The organism is Rhizobium sp. L51/94, assembly GCF_019355555.1.
Lineage (GTDB): Bacteria > Pseudomonadota > Alphaproteobacteria > Rhizobiales > Rhizobiaceae > Rhizobium > Rhizobium rhododendri.
In genome coordinates, this window is sequence record NZ_CP072141.1 from 974,385 (window position 1) to 994,735 (window position 20,351).

The window sequence follows — 20,351 nt, forward strand, 5'->3', positions numbered from 1 at the left end:
ACTAAAATGAACATACCTCAGGCTGTGATAACCCGGGTCGAGTATCGGCCAAGAGAGGAATGGGACGATCCCGTACGCGGCAGCGTCGCCTTCTACACACTGCTCAGCAGCGACATCACCCCCACCGACAGCATGTGCGCCGGCGTCGCCGAAATCGCGCCGGGCGGCGGTTCGAGGCAACTGCATCGCCACGCCGAACCGGAGATCTACTATATGCTCGAAGGCACTGGCGTCATGAGCATCGACGGGACCGAGACGCTCGTCGCTGCGGGTGATGTGATCTTTATTCCCGGCAATGCGGAGCACGGATTGAGGAATGAGACGGATGCGCCGGTCAGGCTATTTTATGTATTCCCGACTGGACGTTTCGGTGACGTCGTCTATCGCTTTCCGGATTGATTGCTCGTCAGTAGTCGACGAAAATATCTGCATCCTTGGCTGCAGCAATGAAGGCTTCGCGTGACGCGCTGGTCGGCTTATCGTTGTCGAGCACTGCAAGACAGATGTTGATAGCCATGCGATGGGTATCCCCCTGTGGGCCTGGCCAGCAGGAATAGAGGCAGTCTACGGCATCGAGCGCGCTTCCAACGTGCCTGAATTCACCAGCTTTAGGAGCCTCGACGGTCACCATGACGTCCCAGATTTTCATATCCATACAACACAACGAATGAGTGATCGAAATGGTTGCATACAATTATTAATAGAATTAGAGAGTATGAAAATTCAACACAGGTAATATACGCTCCTCTCGGGCATCAGGGCCTCGAGGATCCGAACAGGTCACCCCAGGCTGGCTGTGCGCCGTCGAAGGGCAGGGCAGTTGCTTGATGGACGCCACGTGCAATAGCGCGTGCCATCACCGTCGTCGAGAGTTGGCAGAGTTCGAGAAAGTCAATCATGCCTTCCATCGGCCGGGCGCCGGTCGATGCTGCAAAGACTGTGTCGCCGTCGAATGGCAGATGGGCCGGCAACAGGGCGCGAGCCAGTCCGTCCTGCGCCATGATTGACAGCCGGTGTGCCTCCACTTTGGTGACGATGGCATCCGTGACGACGACGCCGATGGTGGTTGCCGTGATATTGACCCCCTTCAAGCGCATCGCCCGGTCTGCCGTGGAAATGGCGGGAGGCATGCCAAGACCTCCGAATTCGTTGTTCTCCTCGAACGGCGCGGCCCAGAAATGCGGACCGTCTCCGATGGTAGGCGTGCCCAGCGCATTGACTGCGACCAGCGCGGCAATTCGGTGTCCGCCGCTTGTGACAGCACTCGCCGACCCAAGGCCTCCCTTGAACGTTGCCGTCGTGGCCCCAGTGCCGGCACCGATGCTTCCGAGGGTAAATTCGCCCTTGGTCGCTGCGACGAATGCCTCATAGCCCATGTCGCGATAGGGGGAATGCAGGCCCCAGTCCTTGTCTCCTCCGTTCAGCAGATCCATCAGGATCGCCTGTGGTACGATCGGCACGCGCGTGGTGCCGACCTGCAATCCGCGTCCAATCTCGCGCAGCGCCGCCTGTACGCCGCCCGCCGCATCCAGCCCGAATGCCGAGCCTCCTGAAAGCACGAGCGCATCGACTGCGCCCACCGACATCGACGGATCGAGCAGCGCCGTATCCCGCCCGCCGGGCGCGCCGCCCATCACCGTGCCGGAAGCAACGGCCGGTGCATCGAAGACGATGACGGTGACACCGGACCCGAGCTTTAGGTCGGTGCAGTGGCCGACGGAAACACCCTCTATGTCAGTCAGCAGATTGCGGGAAACGGTCACGGGAATATCCTGTCGCTATGGTCGGATGGCGATAGGATCGCAAGGCATTGGAAAAGACAAGACCGGCACAGCTTCCGCTGAACCGGTCTTGCTTGGCAGGATTTGGACGACAATGCCGACTTTGGCCCTTAACTGAGCCTAGACGTGAATGGGCTTTGCAGGGCTGCGTGCCAAGAGGTCGCGAATGGCGAGCCTGACTTCGTCAGCGCTGCCGAAGCGGCGCTCATCCAGGTCATGGACATGGTATTTCACGGCAATGAACCGCAATTGATTGTCGTCAGGAACGACGATACCGACAGGCACGCCTGCATACTCGATAACTTGCTTCTTCATGCGATACTCCCACCGCGCTATGCACGGTTATGGAAAAATGACGATGTTGTTCCGAAAGGGACGAACGTCACATTCGACAGCGCGGGCCGGAGCGAAAGCCCGAGCAGTCTTGGTCCAGCACAAGCTCCCAAGGCGGGCATGCGATAAGTGTGTCTTTCTCATGTCACTTCCCTTGCGTTGGCGTTGCACTTTTGAGGTCCCCGCGATATCCGGGGTACCGGACGATGGAGCCAAGTTTGTCTACTCAGTTAGTAGATTATAGCCTGGTTTCCATCGCAAACATATTCTGGTCGATGTCAAAAATTTGCCTGTTGTCGAAATATCGTTCCGGCTATCGAGCATATCTGCGAAAGATAATTCGTTCTTCCGTATATACCCGACGCCGGGATTCGCTCCTTCTCCGACGCGCCAGAGATAGGAATTTGGGATCAGCCGGACAATCCCCCAACGGTTGAAAATCAGCCGGGTCGCCAAATGACCCTAATGGTTAACGGCCAAACCCAGGTTCTCCGAAGCCTCGATGAGCGCCTTTTCCAGGGCTTGCAGGAAAAATTCGGCGCTCTCCCTGCTGATGCAAAGTGGCGGCTTGATCTTCAACACGTTGAGGTGATCGCCGGTCGGCTGCACGATGACGCCGAGTTCCAGCAGCCTATCGCAGAGCGCCGCCGTCTCCATGGTTGCAGGCGCGAGCGAATCACGGTCGGTGATCAGTTCCAGGCCGAGATATAGTCCCATGCCATGTACCGCGCCGATCAGGGGAAAGCGCTCCATCATCGACACCATCCGGGCCTTCAGGTGTTCACCGACAACTCGAGCATTGTTCTGCAGCGCCTCGTCCTCCAGGATGTCGAGCACGGTCATGCCGACGATCGAACTCACCGGACTTCCACCTGTCGAGGAGAAGAAATAGCCTTGCCGTTCCAGCGCATCGGCAATCGGCCTGCTGGTGATGACAGCACCGAGAGGGTGGCCGTTGCCCATGCCCTTGGCGATCGTAATGATGTCGGGGACCACGCCCTGCTGCTCGAACCCCCAGAAAAAATCCCCGAGCCGGCCATAACCGATCTGCACCTCGTCGGCGATGCAGAGGCCGCCAGCGTCGCGCACGAGCGCATAGATCTGGCTGAGGTAGCCCTCGGGCGGCACGATACCGCCGGCATTGCCGCAGAGTGATTCTGCAATCACGCCAGCCAGGCCCTCGCCACTTTCACGGACGGCATCGATCAATGGCCTCGTTGCTTCGAGATAGGCGTTGCCTGCGTCGGGTCCGCGAAACTGCCCACGAAAGCTGTTCGGCGCCGGTGCTGCATGCACCCAGTCTGGCCGCGTTGTCAGGGCTTGCGGGTTGTCGGCAAGCGAAGTCGAGACCGCGTCGCTGGCGACCGACCAGCCATGATAGCCCTCCTTCAGGCAGAGCATGTTGCGGGCGCCGGTATAGGCCCAGGCAAGCCGCAGGGCGAGATCGTTCGCCTCCGAACCGCTGTTGACCAGGAACACGCAGTCGAGGCCCTTCGGCGCAAGTGCGGCCAGCCGCTCTGAAAAATCTGCGATTGCCGCATAGTGAAAACGCGAGTTGGTATTGAGCAGCGACCACTGCCGGCCAATCGCCGCGTTGAGGCGTGGATGGGCATGGCCGAGGATCGTGACGTTGTTGATCATGTCGATATAGGTGCGGCCTTCGACGTCGAAGAGATATTCGCGCCACCCGCGCTCGATCTGTGGCGGGTTTGCGTAATAGTGCTTCTGCGAGGCCGCAAGATGGCGCATCCGGCAGGCCAGCCTTTCGGCGCCGCTTGCCTTGGGGGCTTCGATCCCGGGCCCGAGCAACGCAGACGGTGAAGGGCAAAGCGCCGACCAGGCCGGGGCCGCATGGCGGGCACACAGCAGCGGCGGCACCAGCGCGGGACTGCGGCAAAGCTGCACCCGCAACCCGCCGACCGCGCCTTCTTCTCCGGCTATCGATCCGAGAACGTGGCCGGCAGCAATCTCGGCGCCGTCTTCCAGGCTGCAGGCGATGCCGTCGAGGTGCAGGCAGACATCCTGTCCTACCAGCACCAGATGCTGGGCGTCGTTGATGATGCTGCCGGCAAAGGGCGCGTTGACGATGGTGCCGGCGGGCAGGCAGACGTCGCAGTGCAGGGCAAAATTCTTTGGCGGTTGCAGGGCAAGCGGTTCCGTCAGCGACAGGCGGAACTCTCCGTACCGCGTCGCTGCCAATCCCGTCTCGCTGGCTGCCTTCGCCAGCAGTCGCCAATCGATATCAGGCTCCAGCCAGTTGCCATCGTCCAGCAGCGGGCTCGTTGTCGACAGATCGAGCGAAAGAATATCCGCAGTGTCGATGCCTGCAAGCAGCGGCATCCACGCCGAGGTGTCGATGGGCTGCGGATCGATGCCGACCGCCCTCAGAATGGCAGCGTCCATGAAATCGGCATTGGTGGACGTCGCGACCTCGAAGATCTCGCGCTCGAGGACAATGTTGTCACGGACATAACTATTGTCGGGATCGATCGCCAGCTGCTGCTCGCTGCTCGCCACCAGGATCACGGCGCGCGCGACGATCAGCGGCCACAGAGCCTGCAACTCGACCCCGCTCAGCGGCATCACGGCATGGTAGGCGGCAACCGCCGGCAGGATAAACAGCGGATCGCCATCCGCATGATGCAGAAGGGAGGCGCATGTCACGGCGAGGTCGCCGACCACCCAGCCCTTGATGATGTCGCCGAAGTCGATCACCCCATCGGGAATGAGATTGCCATGACCATCCGGCCGCGCCACGACATTGTCGCCGGTGATGTCGTGGTGCACCGGCTGCACGCGCAGATGCGCCGCCAGCGGCTGGATGCGCTTGACTGCCGTCACCATGGCCTTGGCGATGCGGTCGCGGGCCTCGTGATTTGTGATCGCAGACAACAAATGCACCGCCACCGGGCCGGCCCGGCGCAGATCCCACTGCAGGGTACGGTCGAGCCCGTGATGGTCGAAACCGGAAAGCGACTTTGCCAACCTGGCACAAAGCGACCCGAGCGCTGCCACCGTCGCTGTCGGCAGATGCTTGCGGCGCGTCAGGCCCTGGCCCTCGACATAGCTCAGGAGCCGGATCTGGAGGTCCTGGTCGTTGATGCTCAAAGCGACGATCTCGGCACCGCCGACTGTCGGGATGATCTCCGGAACGCGCGGTGCCCCGTCCATCGCGCGAAGATAGCGAAGCGCGGCATTCTGTGCTTCGAGCTCGACGGTGGCATAATCCGCATGGCAGATTTTCAGCACGTAGCGCGCTTCGCCGGTATCGAGCCGGAAGTTCCGGTCCTGCTGGCTGCCGAGTTCGATGAACTCGCCCGAGAGACCATAATAGGTCGCTGCAATTTCGGCAGCGTCTGCCACCGTGACTTCGGGCCTCGGCAATTGCATGCGGTTGACGAGCGCTTGGTCGGTCATGACACCCCCCGGATCACTTACTGCAAGAAGCAGATACGGCAAATCCTGGCAGCCACAAGACAAAGATGCAATCCGCCGGGGCGCAAACGCCGAGAATGTCGATTTTGCTCGCCGTTATGTCCGGCTAACCCATGCGCTCCGAAGCATAGCTGCCGGGGCTTGCCGGGAAGACGACTGTTCGGTTGCCGTTGATGAAGGTCCGGTGATGGATATGGGCGTGGATGGCGCGGGCGAGCACCTGGCTCTCGACGTCGCGACCGATGGACACATAGTCCTCGGCGCTCTGCGCGTGGGTGACCCGTGCCGTATCCTGCTCGATGATCGGGCCTTCGTCGAGATCGGCAGTGACATAATGCGCCGTGGCGCCGATCAGCTTGACGCCGCGCTCATAGGCTTGCTTGTAGGGGTTGGCGCCCTTGAAGCTAGGCAGGAAGGAGTGGTGGATATTGATGATCCGCCCCGACATCTTGCGGCACATGTCATCCGACAGGATCTGCATATAGCGGGCAAGCACGATCAGCTCCGTGCCGGTCTGCTCGGCCACGTCCATGATCTCCGCTTCGGCCTTCACCTTGTTTTCCTTGGTCACCTTGATGTGGTGAAAGGGAATGTCATGGTTGACGACGACCTTCTGGTATTCGAAATGGTTGGATACGACGCCGACAATGTCGATCGGTAGAGCGCCGATCTTCCAGCGATAGAGCAGGTCGTTGAGACAATGGCCGAAGCGCGACACCATCAGCAGTACTTTCATGCGCTTCGTCGCATCGTGGATTTCGGCATCCATCTTGAAGGTCGCGGCTATCGGCTTGAAGCCCTCGACCAGCGCCTCCTGCGCGATGCCTTCCTCGGACATGAAACTGACGCGCATGAAGAACTTGCCGGTATCGAGGTCGTCGAATTGCGATGAATCGACTATGTTGCAACCCTGGGCGGCCAGATAGGTTGAAATGGCAGCAACGATCCCGCGCGTTGATTGGCAGGATACCGTCAGCACGTAGCTCTTCATGTCTGTTCCCTCATTCGCAGGTTTTGGACCTGCATAAATCAAAGCATGGGCGCCGGATAGCCGGATGCGCAGCGCAATCCGCAAAGCCAGGGCCTACCGGCGCCTAGATCACCTTGCAAGCCCGCAGCCCATTCGCTTGCAGATTACGGCAGGCAAGCGAAAATCCCGTTCCCATTGCGTCGTCGGAACGCGTATCCCCGCCGTTGGCAGGGAAGTGCTTGCGCGGGATTTCCAAATGCCGCCGTCCTAGATGTCCAGCGTCGTATCGCGCTCCCACTGCGTGAAGTGCGAGGCATAGCTATTCCATTCCTGGTGCTTGAGCTTGACAAAGGCGGCGGAGAATTCGAGGCCCATCGCCTGCTTCAGTCCCTCGTCCTTGTCGTATTCGCGCAAGGCATCGAGAAGGTTCAGCGGCAGGCGCGGCGCGTCCTTCACGAGATGGCCTTCGGCATACATGTCGATGTCGTAATGCCTGCCGGGATCGGCATTGGTGTTGAGCCCGTCGAGGCCGGCAGCGATGATTACCGCCTGCAGCAGGTACGGATTGACCGCGCCATCGGGCAGCCGCAGCTCGAAGCGACCCGGCCCGGGTACGCGCACCATGTGGGTGCGGTTGTTGCCGGTCCATGTCACCGTGTTCGGCGACCAGGTGGCGCCGGAGGTCGTGCGCGGCGCATTGATGCGCTTGTAGGAATTCACGGTCGGATTGGTGATCGCCGCCAGCGCCGAGGCATGCTTCATGATACCGCCGAGAAACTGGCGGCCCTCGGACGATAGCCCGAAATCCATGCTCTTGTCGGCAAAGACGTTGGTCTTGCCGTCGGTATCCCAGACCGAGATGTGGCAATGGCAGCCGTTGCCGGTCAGGCCCTTGAAGGGCTTGGGCATGAACGTAGCGCGCAGCCCGTGCTTTTCTGCAACGGATTTGACCATGAACTTGAAGAAGGAATGCTTGTCGGCGGTGATGAGCGCGTCGTCGAACTCCCAGTTCATCTCGAACTGGCCGTTGGCATCCTCGTGGTCGTTCTGGTACGGGCCCCAGCCGAGTTCCAGCATGTAGTCGCAGATCTCGGTGATGACGTCATAGCGGCGCATGACCGCCTGCTGGTCGTAGCAGGGCTTGTCGGCCGTATCGTATTTGTCGGAGATCTGTTCGCCGTCCGCCGTGATCAGGAAGAACTCGGCCTCCACACCCGTCTTGACGCGCTTTCCAAGCGCCTTGGCCTCGGCAATCAGCTTCTTCAGCACGTTGCGCGGCGCCTGCTCGACCAGCTTGCCCTCCATCACACAATCGGCTGCAACCCAAGCAACATCCTTCTTCCACGGCAGCTGGATGGCCGACGAGGCATCGGGCACTGCAAACAGATCCGGATGCGCCGGCGTCATGTCGAGCCAGGTGGCAAAGCCAGCGAAACCGGCACCATCGGCCTGCATGCCTGCAATCGCCTGGCTTGGTACGAGCTTTGCCCGCTGGCCGCCGAACAGGTCAGTGTAGCTGATCATAAAGTATTTGACGCCGCGTTCCTTCGCCCACGTCTCGAGATTGATCGTCATCGTTCAGTTCCCCATTTGGTTTTTGCTGCGGCCTTTCCGGCCTGTCAGTCTACGGGTTCGCAGGCCACTTCCGTGCGCACCGAATTCGCGATAAAGCATTCGTCATGGGCCAGGTGATGCAGTTCGGCAGCCGCCTTCGCGTCCGGACCATTGCCCTCCCAGACAATGCGCGGACGCAGCACGACTTTGGCGACCCACATGCGACCGCTCTCGTTCTTTGCCATCACGCCTTCGGCGACATCTTCGTAGCGGTTGACCACGAAGCCGCGCTTGGCCACGAGGTAGAGAAACGTCAGCATATGGCAGGACGAAAGGCTGGCAATAAAGGCTTCCTCCGGATCGACGCCGGATGGATCCGAGTAGCGCGGTACCACGTGCGGCGAGGACGAGGCGCGAACGCTGACGCCGCCGTCGAACGACCAGAAATGTCCGCGACCATAGCGATTGTCGGTGAACGGCTCTGCCGCGCCCCGCTCCCACAAGATGGTCGCAGTATAGACGGCCATGTCAGAAGCCGCCCTTGCCGGGGATCCAGGAGGTGCCGGCCAGCGGCACCTGCGCCATGCCCGACGCCTCGATCGTCAACGCGCACAGATCTTCCGGCTCCAGATTGTGTACGTGGTTCTTTCCGCAGGCCCTGGCGATGGTTTGCGCTTCCAGCGTCATCACCTTCAGATAATTGGCAAGCCGGCGCCCGGCAGCAACCGGGTCGACGCGCTTCATCAGTTCCGGATCCTGGGTGGTGATGCCCGCCGGGTCCTTGCCTTCGTGCCAATCGTCATAGGCTTCGGCTGTCGTGCCGAGCGCCGCATATTCTGCTGCCCAGCGCGGGTCGTTTTCGCCAATGGCAACCAGCGCTGCCGTACCGATCGAGACGGCATCGGCGCCGAGCGCCAGAGCCTTTGCAACATCGGCACCATTGCGGATGCCGCCGGAGATGATCAGCTGCACCTTGCGATGCATGCCGAGATCCTGCAGCGCCTGTACTGCGGGACGGATGCAGGCGAGCGTCGGCATGCCCACATTCTCGATAAAGACTTCCTGCGTTGCCGCCGTGCCGCCCTGCATGCCGTCGAGGACCACGACATCGGCGCCGGCTTTTACCGCAAGTGCCGTGTCATAGTAGGGACGGGCGCCGCCGACCTTCACATAGATCGGCTTTTCCCAGTTGGTGATTTCGCGCAACTCCATGATCTTGATCTCAAGATCGTCGGGCCCGGTCCAATCGGGGTGGCGCGAGGCAGAGCGCTGGTCGATGCCCTTCGGAAGGGTGCGCATGTCGGCGACCCGGTCCGATATCTTCTGGCCGAGCAGCATCCCGCCACCGCCGGGCTTGGCGCCTTGTCCGATGACGATCTCAATGGCGTCGGCGCGGCGCAGGTCCTTGGGGTTCATGCCGTAGCGCGATGGCAGGTACTGGTAGACGAGGATCTGCGAATGGCCGCGCTCTTCCTCCGTCATACCGCCGTCGCCGGTTGTGGTCGAAGTCCCGGCGATCGTCGCGCCACGTCCGAGCGCTTCCTTGGCCGGGCCTGATAGCGATCCGAAGCTCATGCCGGCAATGGTGATCGGGATCTTGAGTTCGATCGGCTTCTTGGCGAAGCGGCTGCCAAGCACGACATTGGTCTCACACTTTTCGCGGTAGCCTTCCAGCGGATAGCGCGAGATCGAAGCGCCGAGAAACAGCAGGTCGTCGAAATGCGGCAGCTTGCGCTTGGCGCCGCCGCCTCTGATATCATAGATGCCGGTTGCCGCAGCCCGGCGGATTTCCGACATCGTATATTCGTCGAAGGTTGCCGAGGAACGTGGCGTGGTCGGCGGGTTCTGGTAGCTCATGGCGGACCTCGATTGATCGCATTGTTTTTTTGTCGCAGCGGAAAGTCCCCGCTGACTGCCTTGGTCTGACGCTCAATAGGCGTCCGCATTGTCGACATTGAAAGTATAGAGCTTGCGCGCCGAGCCGTAGCGGTTGAATTCCTCCGGCTTGACGTCTGTGATGCCGGCCTTTTCGAGCAGTTCGGCCAGCAACCTCAGGTGTTCTGGCTTCATCTCCTTGGCGATGCAGTCCGCGCCCAGGCTTTTCACCGTACCGCGCACGAAAATCTTCGCTTCGTAGAGCGAGTCGCCCAAGGCATCGCCGGCATCGCCGAGCACCACCAGGTTACCCGCCTGCGCCATGAAGGCCGACATATGGCCGATGCTGCCGCGCACGACGATATCGACGCCCTTCATCGAGATGCCGCAGCGCGACGAGGCGTTACCCTCGATGACCAGCATGCCGCCGCAGGCCGTCGCGCCGGCATATTGCGAAGCGTCGCCTTTGACGACAATCGTCCCGGACATCATGTTTTCGCCGACACCGGGGCCGGCCGATCCGTGGATGGTGATGGTGGCGTCTTCGTTCATGCCGCCGCAATAATAGCCGACATTGCCCTGCACATCGATGGCAACCGGCGCATGCACGCCGCAAGCGACGGCATGGCTGCCGCGCGGGTTGATCACCTCGAAATGCAGATCGTTGGATCCCGGCGCAATGTCATGCAGGGCCTGATTGAGATCGCGGAGCGGCGTGATCGCCAGATCGAAGGTGGGCATGTTCTGTCCTGCAATTGGTAACTTGGAAGGGGATAGAGGCATCCGGCGTAGAGCCAGTTTAGTGCTCCCAGAAATAAACGGTCGCCGGCTCCGGCTCCCAGACACGCGCAGCCTCGATACCGGGCAGGCTGACCAACGCCCGGTATTCCGAACCGAAGGCGACATACTGGTCGGTCTCGGCCATCACGGCGGGCTTGCAGGCGATGGCATCGCGCAGCACGCCGAAACCGGATTTGGTGCCGACGACGAAGGTGAAGAAGCCGTCGAGATCGTCGACAGCACCTTCCAGTGCCGCTCCAAGGTTTTTGCCCTTTGCCATTTCGGCCGTCAGGTAGGCGGCCGCGACTTCGGAATCGTTCTCTGTCTCGAAGCGCATGCCCTGATGCTTCAGCGTGCGGCGCAGGTTGTTGTGGTTGGAGAGCGAGCCGTTGTGCACCAGGCACTGGTCCGAGCCTGTGGAAAACGGATGGGCGCCGAGCGTGGTGACCGCAGACTCCGTCGCCATGCGGGTGTGGCCGATGCCGTGCGTGCCGGACATGTCGGCGACGCCGAAGCGCGCCACGACATCGCGCGGCAGGCCGGTTTCCTTATAAATCTCGATCGAATCGCCGCTGCTCATCACGCGGATATCCGGGCGAATTTCGCCTAGCGCCGAGCGGGCATCATCCAGCTTGTCTTTCGGGAGCGTAATGACGGCATGGCTGCTTTTGATCTCGACCGCAATCGTCTGTCCCAGCGCCTCTTCCAGCTCTGCCTGAAGTCCGGCAAAATCCTTCGCAGGCGTCGCGGATTGCACGGTGATCTTGGCGTCGCGCCCTTGAGAGCCCCCGTAGATCGCGATACCAGCCGAATCCGGCCCACGGTCGGTCATCGTCACCAGCATCGTGGACAGCATCGCGCCCAACTGGGGTTCCAGGCTTTTGTCCTTGAGGAACAGGCCGACAATGCCGCACATGATGAAATCCTCCGAATGATCGTTGCGAAAAAGGCCTAGCAAGAATCTTGGAATACTTCAACTAGGAAGAAAATAAATTTCCCTTAAAGAAAGATTGTCTGATCGTGTCAGTTTGTTTTACGGGCAGTTTTCGGAGGTCCGCCATAAGCCTGCCGATAGCAGCGAGAAAAATGTCCGGGGTTGGAGAAGCCGCAGGCAAAGGCGATTTCGGAGATGGATAGGCTGCTTTGCTGCAGCAGCTTTCGCGCATGGGCCAGCCTTATTCGGTGGTATTCTGCCAGGAATGTCGAGTTTAGCCTGGTTGCAAATAGCCGGTCGAGATGGCGTGGCGTGATCCGCGCGAAGGTCGCCATCGCCTTGCGATCGAGCGGCTGCTCGATCGTCGTCTCCATCTTCTCGATCACCGCAAGCAGGATAGGATGGTGCGTGCCATGGCGTTCGGCCTCGGAAGCCCGCTGCGGCTCTGCGGCCGAACTGACATGCCGGTGCAGGTACCAGTCGCTAACCCGGCGGGCAAAATCTGCACCCATGCGGGCCGCAATGATCGCGTGCAGCATGTCCAGCGGCGCAACGCCACCGCCGCAGGTCAACCGCTTGCCGTCGATGATGTAGCGCGCCTGCAACGGCGTCATGCCGGGAAAATCCTCGATTAGCGCCGGGGCATGCTCCCAGTGGATGGTGAAGCGCTCGCCGGAGAGAAGTCCGGCTGCGGCCAGCAGGTACGGCCCACCAGAGATGCCGCCGATGCGTACCCCGTCGCGATCGAGGGCCCGGAGCGCGCTATAGACGCCCGGCCAGTTCCATTCGTCAGGGTGGCCGCCGGCAACCACGAAGACCGTGTGCAGCCGTTCACCGCGACCCGGCAGAGGTTCTGCGGGAACCTGCACGCCATTCGAGGCGACTGCGAATACACCTTGCGGTGAGAACACGCGAAAGCGATAGATTTCCCGACCGGCGAGGAGATTGGCCGCCCTCAGCGGCTCCACCGCCGAGGCGTAGCACATCAGCGCAAAGCCTGGGATCAGGATGAAGCCAATTTCCTGGACATTGCTGCTTTCGCTATCGCGCATCACGTTTGCCCCAAGCCGGTCGCCCATAGGGATACGGAGTGGAAGCGCGGTCCGTGAAAGAGAAGTCGTGTCCCTGCGGACCATCGCCGGTCTTTGCTCTCGCTTATTTTACGGTCGCGCTGCATGCTTTCGCCATACGCTGGTTCTTGGCCGCAGTTGCCAGCAGCGCCATCTGCGGCCGGTCCGGTGTCTTGCGCGGTTGCACGTTGAGCGGCTCGCTCTCCGGCCACCAGTCGCCCGCCGCCCAGTAGCTCCAGCCGAGCCAGACATCGCTGTTCTTGCCGAGGATGTCGAGCATACTCTGAAGCCCGTCAAGGCAGGGCTGATTGCCGGCGGCGCCGAACTCGCCCAGAAATCCCCGTTTATGGTTCTGCCTCAGCCAGTTGGTGACGTCAGTGATACCGGTGCGTGCCTTCTCGGTGCCTTCGCAGAGAGCGTGGGTTCCTGACCAGTCAGCGTCTAGATACTGGTGAAATTCATAGGCGTAGAAATTGAGCGGGTCCGTTACGCCAAGCATGATCTCGGCGTTCGAGCCGCCGCCGAGCCTTTCCTCGCTCCATGAGTGGGCACCGGTCCAGATCGTCCCGGGAACGAGGATGAGATTACGGGCACCGATCGCGCGGATCCTGCCGATCGCGGTATTCGCCGCTTTAAGCCAATCCGGTGCCTTGATATCGTGCGGCTCGTTCATCAGGCCAAAGACTGTGCTCGGCTGGTTGGCGAAGGCCCCGGCAAGCCGCGACCAGAAATCACCGAATGCATCATCGGTGACCGGATCCTGCGAAATCGTCACCTTGTCGTAACGGGCGTAGTTGTGCGGGTCGAGAACGACTGTCATCCCGTTCTTGTGGATCCGGTCGACGGCCGCCTTCAGGCGCGAAAGTTCTTCGTCATCGAGTTTCTCGTTCAACTCGGGCTGCAGCCGCTCCCAGAGGAAGGGCAGGCGGACGACATTCATGCCCTTGCCGGCAAAGTAATGCACGGTTGCTTCCGTAGGGTAGATGTAGTCCGTACCTGCGACGCCATCGCGATCACCGTACTCAGCGCCCGAAAGATTGATCCCGCGATAGCAAAGCCCCGCTGCCTCGCCGCTGCCGGCGAAGGTCACGAGCCCTATGAGGGCCGTCGATAGCATCGCAAACCTGCGCGCCATGCCAGCGATCGAGATTTTCATATCAGTCGCCCACGGGTTAGCGGTCTCGCCGCGCGTTTATACTCTCTGCATACAGACAGGTTCACGGCAGGTCCAGAGATAGGCAGCCGCAGATCTGCCACCCGTTTAAGGACTTGGGATTATCCCTTTCAAAACAATAATCGCGCCAGAGGTTTTCCTTTTGCCGCGAGTGGTGAATTTGCGCTATAGCGTTGCGAAAGACGCAGCGCGGCTGTCTCGCGCAATTGCCTTTTGCTGTTGGAAGCAGCAAGACATACTAGGTGTGCTGGAGACGGGCGAATACGCCCGGAAGAAATGCAATTGCGGACTGGGATGACCGGCGCCTGAGGAAATTGTTGATGGTACCTGCCGATCGGCTCGTTATGCCCTTTTTGGCTTTGCCGCGCGTAACAAAGCGCGCCTTTGCACTCCTGGTCGACTCCAGCCTTTGTGTACTTACGGTATGGTTTGCCTATTGCCTGCGGCTTGACGGGTGGGTGATCCTCGAGGGTGTCGAATGGGTACCCGCCTTCGTTTCGCTCCTGCTCGCGATACCGATCTTCATTGTGCTCGGGCTTTACCGCGCGATCTTCCGCTATGCCGGGCTCTCGGCGTTCATGACGGTGGTCAAGGCCGTGGCGATCTACGGCCTGGCCTTCATGACGATCTTCACCGCGATCAGCATTCCAGGCGTGCCGCGTACCGTCGGCATATTGCAGCCGTTGCTGCTTCTGATCGCCGTCGGGCTGTCGCGCATGTGGACACGCTATTGGCTCGGCAACGCTTACCAGCGGCTTCTGAACCGCAATTCGCTGGCAAAAGTGTTGATCTATGGCGCTGGTGCTTCCGGAAGGCAGCTCGCCGCAGCTCTGTCCAATAGCTCGGAGCTAAATGTCGTAGGCTTTCTTGACGATGACAGGCACCTGCATGGCAGTATCATGGCCGGGCTGCCGATCTACGATCCCGCCGACCTGCCGGCACTCGTTGCTACCGGCGAAACACGCGATGTATTGCTGGCGCTGCCGAATGCCACAAGGCAACGCCGCAACGAAATCCTGGAGGCGATTCGCAAGGCCCGCGTCACCGTCCGCACCATGCCCGACCTGACCGCCTTGGCGCAGGGACGTGTGGCCGTCTCCGACTTGCGTGAACTCGATATCGAGGATCTTCTTGGCCGCGATGTCATTGCGCCCGACCAGGCTTTGCTCGACCGCAACATCCGCGGAAAGGTCGTCATGGTGACCGGTGCTGGAGGCTCGATCGGCAGCGAGCTGTGCCGCCAGATCGTCAAGAACCGCCCCTCCAGCCTGCTGCTGGTAGAGCAGAACGAATTCGGCCTCTATCTCATCTTGGGCGAGCTGGAAAAGGCGGCGCTGGCGATCCAGGATGCCGAGATCCGCATCATCCCTTTTCTTGCCTCCGTTCGCGACGGGCCGCGTCTGGAGCAGATCATGACGGCGTGGAAGCCCAGCACCGTCTATCACGCTGCCGCCTACAAGCACGTGCCGCTCGTCGAATATAACCCTGCCGAGGGTATCAAGAACAACGTCACCGGGACCGTCGCCGCAGCCACGGCAGCGCAAAAGGCTGGCGTCGAGAATTTCGTCCTCATCAGCACGGACAAGGCGGTTCGTCCGACCAATATCATGGGCGCGAGCAAGCGACTGGCGGAGATGGTACTGCAGGCCCTCGACGCTGATCGCGTCACCAGCGGCACGACCACGAGTTTTTCGATGGTCCGCTTCGGCAATGTGCTGGGCTCATCGGGTTCCGTCGTGCCGCTGTTTCGCCAGCAGATCCGTGACGGTGGCCCGGTTACGCTCACCCATCCGGAGATCACCCGCTATTTCATGACAATCCCGGAAGCCTCGCAGCTGGTCATCCAGGCCGGCGCCATGGCATCGGGCGGGGATGTCTTTCTGCTCGACATGGGAGAGCCGGTTCGCATCGTCGATCTCGCCCGCCGTATGGTTGAGCTCTCCGGCTTCAGTGTTCTGGACGACGATAATCCCGAGGGCGATATCGAGTTGCGGATTACCGGCCTGCGTCCCGGCGAAAAACTCTTCGAGGAACTGCTGATCGGCGACAACCCGCAGCCGACGCCGCATCCGCGGATCATGCGGGCTCGCGAGGATTTTCTTAGGTGGCCGGAATTGTCCGAGCGCCTGGCGGCGCTGGAGAAGGCTTTGGATGAAAATGACATTCCGCTCGCCCAGAGCATCCTGAAGATGCTGGTCTCCGGCTATGCCCCGAACGGAGATGTTGTGGACCTGGTGTTTCGCGAACGCGAGGGAGAGGCCGCCGCATAGACCTGCTCGCGGTCTTTTGTGTTTTCTTTGAGCGCCTGAAAGCTTCTAGCGGCTGATCCGCTGGCATCCCCATGTCGCATAGAACCACCGTCGCAGCTGGTCGTGAGCGCGAAACCAGTGGGTTGTCATGCGCAGCATGAAGTGTCGCTTGGCAGCCCTGTAATGCGACCTCTTGCCGATCGTCGTGTCTCTTCGATGCGGACTGAATGTTACGAGATTGTCTTCTGTCGAAAACGTCTGGACACCAGTCGACCAGCCGCGTTCGAGAGCGACATCGTAGGGCAACAGAACCGTATTCAACCTCTTTACCAACTTCAACGCCGCTTCGCGCGTGACGATGTAGCATGCAGCCGAGCCCTGGGGACCGTGCAGGCAGCGGCCGACGACATCGCCGAGGGTGGTCATAGCGACGGGTCTGAAACCGACCTTTCGGTGATTTGCGAGCTTGATGACGCTGCCCTCGGTGCCAGGCACGGCCGCCACGGCCGCTATGGCCCGCGGGATAAGTGCCGCGTTGAGGTCGACATCATCCTCTATGATGATGGCCATCGCGTCGCCACTGGCAACGAAGGTTTCAAGAGCCAGCAGGTGGCTTCGATAACAGCCGTATTCGCCGGCGAGGATCGTGCGGCCGTTGTGATAACTGAAGGAGCGGGGATGAAAGCCGACCCGCTCCTCCGCGAGCACAGATTGGCCGTCTACGGCTGCGACCCGAACGAGGTTCAGGCCATGCTGGACGGCCTGGGTGCGGAGGCGATCCCAGCGCTCGATGCAGCGATCCAGATTGATAACGTAAATGAGGAGCGGAGACGCGGGTACTGCCCTGTCAATCCCGCGACAGGCATCCTTTCGCTCGACCCGTTCAAGCATTCACTCAACTCCCGACAGATCAGCACGACTTAAACGTCATAAAACCGGAAAAGATTGGACAGATGCAGTACAGCGATCGCAACTTTGTTCCCGCTCTAACTAATGCCATGTCGTCCGAGCGAGTTCAAGCGCGTCCGGGATCGCCATTTGTGACAGGCTGTTACGTTGGGACATCGGTTTCAGCAAGATGTGATGAGGCCGCGCTGCCTTTTGCAAGCCGCTCAGGCTTTCCCTCGGTTCCTGTAATGACTATATGCGGATAGCACGGGGTGTTGCGCAATGCTCCGCCCAGCAGAAGGGTTGGCGTTCATGTGGATAATGAGAGTTGCTCTGGTCGGAGCCACGCTGCTTGCCCTGACACCCTACAACGGCTTTGCCGAAGGTGAGGGCAAACTCACATGGAATAAGCCGATCTATCCCTACAAGGATTTGCCAGGCGTCACGGCACCACAGGCATTTCAGGAAAAGTTTAAGTGCTGGACGCGCTTGGCCGACCTCGATTTCGGCTATCGCAGCTTCTACCGCGACTACCCGCGCCTGGTCTACGTCTGCGACCAGAACGGCGTCATTTCCGAAAGCACCCGCCCACCCAACTACAGCTACTGGCAATATAACAATCGTAATCGCTGACCTGTCCGACACCGAGTTTTCGCACAGCGTAACGACAGCAAAAGACACCCCCGAAGGGGCGTCCGCTAACAATTACTATGAAAGCTAAGCTGTTGATCTGGCAGAGATCAAAAATGGAATGGTGCCCAGAAGAGGACTCGAACCTCCACACCCTTTCGGGTACCAGCACCTGAAGCTGGCGCGTCTACCAATTCCGCCATCTGGGCGACGGTCAGGCATGTAAGGGGGTCGTCCGCTGCTGTCAACAACGTTTTTGAAGTTTTGATGTCATTCCCCGAAAAAGCGACTTATTGCGCTGTTCGGGCGAAGGCGCGGACCAGATCAAGTCCTTGGACCAAAAGCGACTTTGCCTCGTTTTCGCTGGCCGCCTCGACATAGCAGCGCATTTCCGGGGCATTGCCCGAGGGACGGAAATGGATCATCCGGCCGTCCTCCAGCATGACCTGCAGGCCGTCTATGTCGCTCGTTGAGGCCACCGATCCAACAGGTGCCAGAAACGCAGCCAGATTGCTTTCCGAGGCGCGCAGATGCGCCATCAGCGCGCCGCTGGTCTCTAGTGCGAAATTCTCCAGCCGGTCGGCTGCGGCAAAGGGCAGGCTGTAGCCGGCGGCGACCTGAGACAGGGTCTTCTTCGAAGCCGCTGCCGCATGGAGCGTGGCAAGGATCGGCAGAAAACTATCGCGCGTCGGCAGGGGCTGGATGGTCGTGCCGTTGACGGTAAAGGCGCTTGCCGTCAACGTGCCGCCATTGGCCTCGAAACCCATGACGCCCGGCCGGCCGTCCGCCAGCGCGGCGTTCATGCCAGCGATCACATAGGGCGAGCCAACGCGGGTGCGGGTAACGCTGTAGCGGCCGGCGGTCTCGACACCGGAATTAGAGGTGACAGGCGTAACGAGCACACCGGCACCGAGGAAATTGGCGGCGATGAGACCGAGAAGGTCGCCGCGCAGCGGCTCGCCGTGTTCGTCCGAGACCAGTGGCCTGTCGCCGTCGCCATCGGCGGAGACGATGGCATCGAGCCGGTGTTCGTTCGTCCATCCGCGGAGCAGTTCGACGGTCTGGGCAGAAACGGCTTCGGTATCGACCGGGATGAAGCTGTCGGAGCGACCGAGCGGCACGACGCGGGCGCCGTAATGATCCAGGACTTGCCCCAGCAGGTCGCGGGCGACCGTGCTGTGCTCGTAGACGCCGACGGTCAAGCCCACAAGGCTGCCTGCCGGCAGGAGTGCTGCGTTGCGGCTCAAGAACTGTGCCTCAGCCTGCTCGCCGCGCTTCTCCGCGCTGGCAGGCGAGGCGTCGATGGCGCTGTCGCCGATGGCGGCCGCTTCCGCTGTGATGGCTTCTTCGTCCTGCTTGTCGATTTCGCCATCCGGGCGGTAGAATTTGATGCCGTTGCGATCAGCCGGAATATGAGAGCCGGTCACCATCAGGCTGGCGGCTCCGAGTTCCAGGCCATAGAGTGCCAGCGCTGGCGTGGCGATGGCGCCGCAATCGATCGGTACGAGGCCCGCGCGCCCCAGCGCCCCGATGCAGGTCGCAGCAACTGATGGGCTCGACTCGCGGAAATCACGACCGACGAGAACGGGGTCACCAGGCTTGGCATGGCCGCTCTTCAGGAGATGACGGGCAAACGCCGTTGAATAGAGAGCCGAGGCGCGGCCTTCGAGATCGACAGAAAGGCCGCGAAGGCCGCTCGTTCCAAATTTCAGACTGCTCACGCGATAACTCCCGACATTGATAAGGCTTTATGGCGCAGGACCGAAGATCGATCAACCGACGCAAACGGTCGGACGCACCAGGTTTGGCCCTGCGCACTTGGGCAGGACATGATGGTGTCCTATATAGCCTACCATATGACGCGCGAAAGAAAGCGGCACGGGAAATGATGAAATTTACCGCAAGGAGCCCCGGCGCTCCAAGGGGAGGTGGTGCCGCACGGTTTCGTAACCTCGTTCCGATGGCTGTGGTAGCCATGGCTTCGCTGACTGCAATGTCAGCTCAAGCCTTGCCTCTCACAGCCGTCGCCAAGATAGAGCCTTCGGCGGCTTTGATCGAGATCTCGACGGTGTGCGATACGCGCGGTTGTTTCACATTCGGGCCGCGCCAGAGCTATCAGCGGCCAAACTATCGTCCGCTCGGCCAGACCGGACCCCGATATTATAGTCCCGGCGCACGGCCGCCTCGCTTTATCTTCCGACCCCAGCCCCCGAGGCTGCCGCCGCAGGTCCGGGTGCCTGCCGCCGATCCGAGCTTTCACCGCCAAAGCTGCATGAACCGTTACCGCTCCTACGACCCGTTGACCGACAGCTACAAGGCGCCGGGCGGAAGGCCGGTGCGCTGCGTCCTGCCGGAGCGCCGCTGATCGCTCCAGCTCTCGCTGCGCTCCCGGTCGGTGTGGCCGAGATCGCGCTCGGGTTCGATGATGTCGCGGACCCGCTGCTTCAATTCCTTCGGGCCCGGAAAACCACCGTCGCGCTTGCGTTCCCAGATCAGCTCACCGTCCACCCGGATCTCGAAATTGCCGCCGGTGCCGGGCAGGAGGGCCACCTCGCCGAGACTGTCGCCAAATGTTTGGAGCAGTTCCTGCGCCATCCACGCGGCGCGCAGCAGCCAGTTGCACTGGGTGCAGTAGAGGATGCTGATGCGGGGTTTTGCGGTCATGTCGGTTCTCCTGT

19 protein-coding genes and 1 tRNA gene are annotated in these 20,351 nt (G+C 60.9%); 4 read left to right on the plus strand and 16 right to left on the minus strand.

All coding sequences use genetic code 11. The annotated features are described in order from the left end of the window. Nucleotides 1–6: 6 nt before the first annotated feature. Nucleotides 7–399: a cupin domain-containing protein gene (locus tag J5274_RS04645; RefSeq protein WP_142830212.1), complete on the plus strand. Its 393-nt coding sequence runs from the start codon at nt 7–9 to the stop codon at nt 397–399. A gap of 7 nt (nt 400–406) precedes the next feature. On the opposite strand, the gene J5274_RS04650 is transcribed toward J5274_RS04645, so the two are convergent. From J5274_RS04650 to J5274_RS04705, 12 genes are all read right to left on the minus strand, one after another. After that, the gene (locus tag J5274_RS04650) at nt 407–655 is read right to left on the minus strand and encodes a DUF982 domain-containing protein (RefSeq protein ID WP_142830214.1); all 249 of its coding nucleotides are present in this window, start codon (nt 653–655) and stop codon (nt 407–409) included. Between the two features lie 100 nt (nt 656–755). Continuing rightward, nucleotides 756–1,763, minus strand: coding sequence for a P1 family peptidase (locus tag J5274_RS04655; RefSeq protein ID WP_142830216.1), 1,008 nt, complete (start codon nt 1,761–1,763; stop codon nt 756–758). Between the two features lie 138 nt (nt 1,764–1,901). After that, nucleotides 1,902–2,096 (minus strand): hypothetical protein, encoded by a 195-nt coding sequence (locus J5274_RS04660; RefSeq protein WP_142830218.1) that lies wholly within the window; start codon nt 2,094–2,096, stop codon nt 1,902–1,904. A gap of 480 nt (nt 2,097–2,576) precedes the next feature. Next, the gene (locus tag J5274_RS04665) at nt 2,577–5,531 is read right to left on the minus strand and encodes an aminotransferase (protein WP_219274775.1); all 2,955 of its coding nucleotides are present in this window, start codon (nt 5,529–5,531) and stop codon (nt 2,577–2,579) included. A gap of 124 nt (nt 5,532–5,655) precedes the next feature. Further along, nucleotides 5,656–6,540 carry a formyltetrahydrofolate deformylase gene (purU, locus tag J5274_RS04670; protein ID WP_142830222.1) on the minus strand — a complete coding sequence of 295 codons (885 nt, stop codon included), beginning with the start codon at nt 6,538–6,540 and terminating at the stop codon, nt 5,656–5,658. 246 nt (nt 6,541–6,786) lie between these two features. Beyond that, the gene (gene glnT, locus J5274_RS04675; RefSeq protein WP_142830224.1) at nt 6,787–8,094 is read right to left on the minus strand and encodes a type III glutamate--ammonia ligase; all 1,308 of its coding nucleotides are present in this window, start codon (nt 8,092–8,094) and stop codon (nt 6,787–6,789) included. 44 nt (nt 8,095–8,138) lie between these two features. Further along, entirely contained in the window at nt 8,139–8,600 is a 462-nt protein-coding gene (locus J5274_RS04680; protein ID WP_142830226.1) for an OsmC family protein, read from the minus strand. Between the two features lies 1 nt (nt 8,601). Further along, on the minus strand, nt 8,602–9,930 hold the full coding sequence (locus J5274_RS04685; RefSeq protein WP_142830228.1) for an FMN-binding glutamate synthase family protein: 1,329 nt from the start codon (nt 9,928–9,930) through the stop codon (nt 8,602–8,604). 72 nt (nt 9,931–10,002) lie between these two features. After that, entirely contained in the window at nt 10,003–10,689 is a 687-nt protein-coding gene (locus tag J5274_RS04690) for a GXGXG domain-containing protein (RefSeq protein WP_142830230.1), read from the minus strand. A gap of 58 nt (nt 10,690–10,747) precedes the next feature. Next, entirely contained in the window at nt 10,748–11,644 is an 897-nt protein-coding gene (locus J5274_RS04695) for a glutamine amidotransferase family protein (protein ID WP_142830232.1), read from the minus strand. 107 nt (nt 11,645–11,751) lie between these two features. Continuing rightward, the gene (locus J5274_RS04700; protein WP_142830234.1) at nt 11,752–12,714 is read right to left on the minus strand and encodes a GlxA family transcriptional regulator; all 963 of its coding nucleotides are present in this window, start codon (nt 12,712–12,714) and stop codon (nt 11,752–11,754) included. 103 nt (nt 12,715–12,817) lie between these two features. After that, nucleotides 12,818–13,888, minus strand: coding sequence for a glycoside hydrolase family 5 protein (locus J5274_RS04705; RefSeq protein ID WP_142830236.1), 1,071 nt, complete (start codon nt 13,886–13,888; stop codon nt 12,818–12,820). Nucleotides 13,889–14,226: 338 nt separating this feature from the next. Between J5274_RS04705 and J5274_RS04710 the strand changes: the two genes are divergently transcribed. Then, the gene (locus J5274_RS04710; RefSeq protein ID WP_219274776.1) at nt 14,227–16,176 is read left to right on the plus strand and encodes a nucleoside-diphosphate sugar epimerase/dehydratase; all 1,950 of its coding nucleotides are present in this window, start codon (nt 14,227–14,229) and stop codon (nt 16,174–16,176) included. 45 nt (nt 16,177–16,221) lie between these two features. On the opposite strand, the gene J5274_RS04715 is transcribed toward J5274_RS04710, so the two are convergent. Further along, a complete protein-coding gene (locus tag J5274_RS04715; RefSeq protein WP_219274777.1) occupies nt 16,222–17,046 on the minus strand; it encodes a glycosyltransferase family 25 protein in 825 nt (274 codons plus the stop codon). 309 nt (nt 17,047–17,355) lie between these two features. Between J5274_RS04715 and J5274_RS04720 the strand changes: the two genes are divergently transcribed. Beyond that, nucleotides 17,356–17,676, plus strand: coding sequence for a hypothetical protein (locus J5274_RS04720; protein WP_161990923.1), 321 nt, complete (start codon nt 17,356–17,358; stop codon nt 17,674–17,676). Between the two features lie 119 nt (nt 17,677–17,795). On the opposite strand, the gene J5274_RS04725 is transcribed toward J5274_RS04720, so the two are convergent. Both J5274_RS04725 and J5274_RS04730 read right to left on the minus strand, forming a co-directional pair. Further along, nucleotides 17,796–17,882 (minus strand) — tRNA-Leu (locus J5274_RS04725). 81 nt (nt 17,883–17,963) lie between these two features. After that, nucleotides 17,964–19,385, minus strand: coding sequence for a phosphomannomutase (locus J5274_RS04730; RefSeq protein WP_202617139.1), 1,422 nt, complete (start codon nt 19,383–19,385; stop codon nt 17,964–17,966). A gap of 281 nt (nt 19,386–19,666) precedes the next feature. On the opposite strand from J5274_RS04730, the gene J5274_RS29265 reads away from it, so the two are divergent. Further along, the gene (locus tag J5274_RS29265; protein WP_224129485.1) at nt 19,667–20,038 is read left to right on the plus strand and encodes a BA14K family protein; all 372 of its coding nucleotides are present in this window, start codon (nt 19,667–19,669) and stop codon (nt 20,036–20,038) included. Here J5274_RS29265 and J5274_RS04740 read toward each other — a convergent pair. Beyond that, nucleotides 19,984–20,337 carry a SelT/SelW/SelH family protein gene (locus J5274_RS04740; protein WP_142823627.1) on the minus strand — a complete coding sequence of 118 codons (354 nt, stop codon included), beginning with the start codon at nt 20,335–20,337 and terminating at the stop codon, nt 19,984–19,986. The two genes, J5274_RS29265 and J5274_RS04740, sit on opposite strands and share 55 nt — an antisense overlap. Between the last annotated feature and the right edge of the window lie 14 nt (nt 20,338–20,351).

Coding starts and splice junctions, on each gene's coding strand:
- J5274_RS04690 (WP_142830230.1), bottom strand. CDS start 10,689: ATGCCCACCTTCGATCTGGCGATCACGCCGCTCCGCGATCTCAATCAG.
- J5274_RS04700 (WP_142830234.1), bottom strand. CDS start 12,714: ATGCGCGATAGCGAAAGCAGCAATGTCCAGGAAATTGGCTTCATCCTG.
- J5274_RS04705 (WP_142830236.1), bottom strand. CDS start 13,888: ATGAAAATCTCGATCGCTGGCATGGCGCGCAGGTTTGCGATGCTATCG.
- J5274_RS04715 (WP_219274777.1), bottom strand. CDS start 17,046: ATGCTTGAACGGGTCGAGCGAAAGGATGCCTGTCGCGGGATTGACAGG.
- J5274_RS04710 (WP_219274776.1), top strand. CDS start 14,227: ATGGTACCTGCCGATCGGCTCGTTATGCCCTTTTTGGCTTTGCCGCGC.
- J5274_RS04650 (WP_142830214.1), bottom strand. CDS start 655: ATGGATATGAAAATCTGGGACGTCATGGTGACCGTCGAGGCTCCTAAA.
- J5274_RS04720 (WP_161990923.1), top strand. CDS start 17,356: ATGTGGATAATGAGAGTTGCTCTGGTCGGAGCCACGCTGCTTGCCCTG.
- J5274_RS04660 (WP_142830218.1), bottom strand. CDS start 2,096: ATGAAGAAGCAAGTTATCGAGTATGCAGGCGTGCCTGTCGGTATCGTC.
- J5274_RS04665 (WP_219274775.1), bottom strand. CDS start 5,531: ATGACCGACCAAGCGCTCGTCAACCGCATGCAATTGCCGAGGCCCGAA.
- J5274_RS29265 (WP_224129485.1), top strand. CDS start 19,667: ATGTCAGCTCAAGCCTTGCCTCTCACAGCCGTCGCCAAGATAGAGCCT.
- J5274_RS04740 (WP_142823627.1), bottom strand. CDS start 20,337: ATGACCGCAAAACCCCGCATCAGCATCCTCTACTGCACCCAGTGCAAC.
- J5274_RS04645 (WP_142830212.1), top strand. CDS start 7: ATGAACATACCTCAGGCTGTGATAACCCGGGTCGAGTATCGGCCAAGA.
- J5274_RS04680 (WP_142830226.1), bottom strand. CDS start 8,600: ATGGCCGTCTATACTGCGACCATCTTGTGGGAGCGGGGCGCGGCAGAG.
- J5274_RS04685 (WP_142830228.1), bottom strand. CDS start 9,930: ATGAGCTACCAGAACCCGCCGACCACGCCACGTTCCTCGGCAACCTTC.
- glnT (WP_142830224.1), bottom strand. CDS start 8,094: ATGACGATCAATCTCGAGACGTGGGCGAAGGAACGCGGCGTCAAATAC.
- J5274_RS04695 (WP_142830232.1), bottom strand. CDS start 11,644: ATGTGCGGCATTGTCGGCCTGTTCCTCAAGGACAAAAGCCTGGAACCC.
- purU (WP_142830222.1), bottom strand. CDS start 6,540: ATGAAGAGCTACGTGCTGACGGTATCCTGCCAATCAACGCGCGGGATC.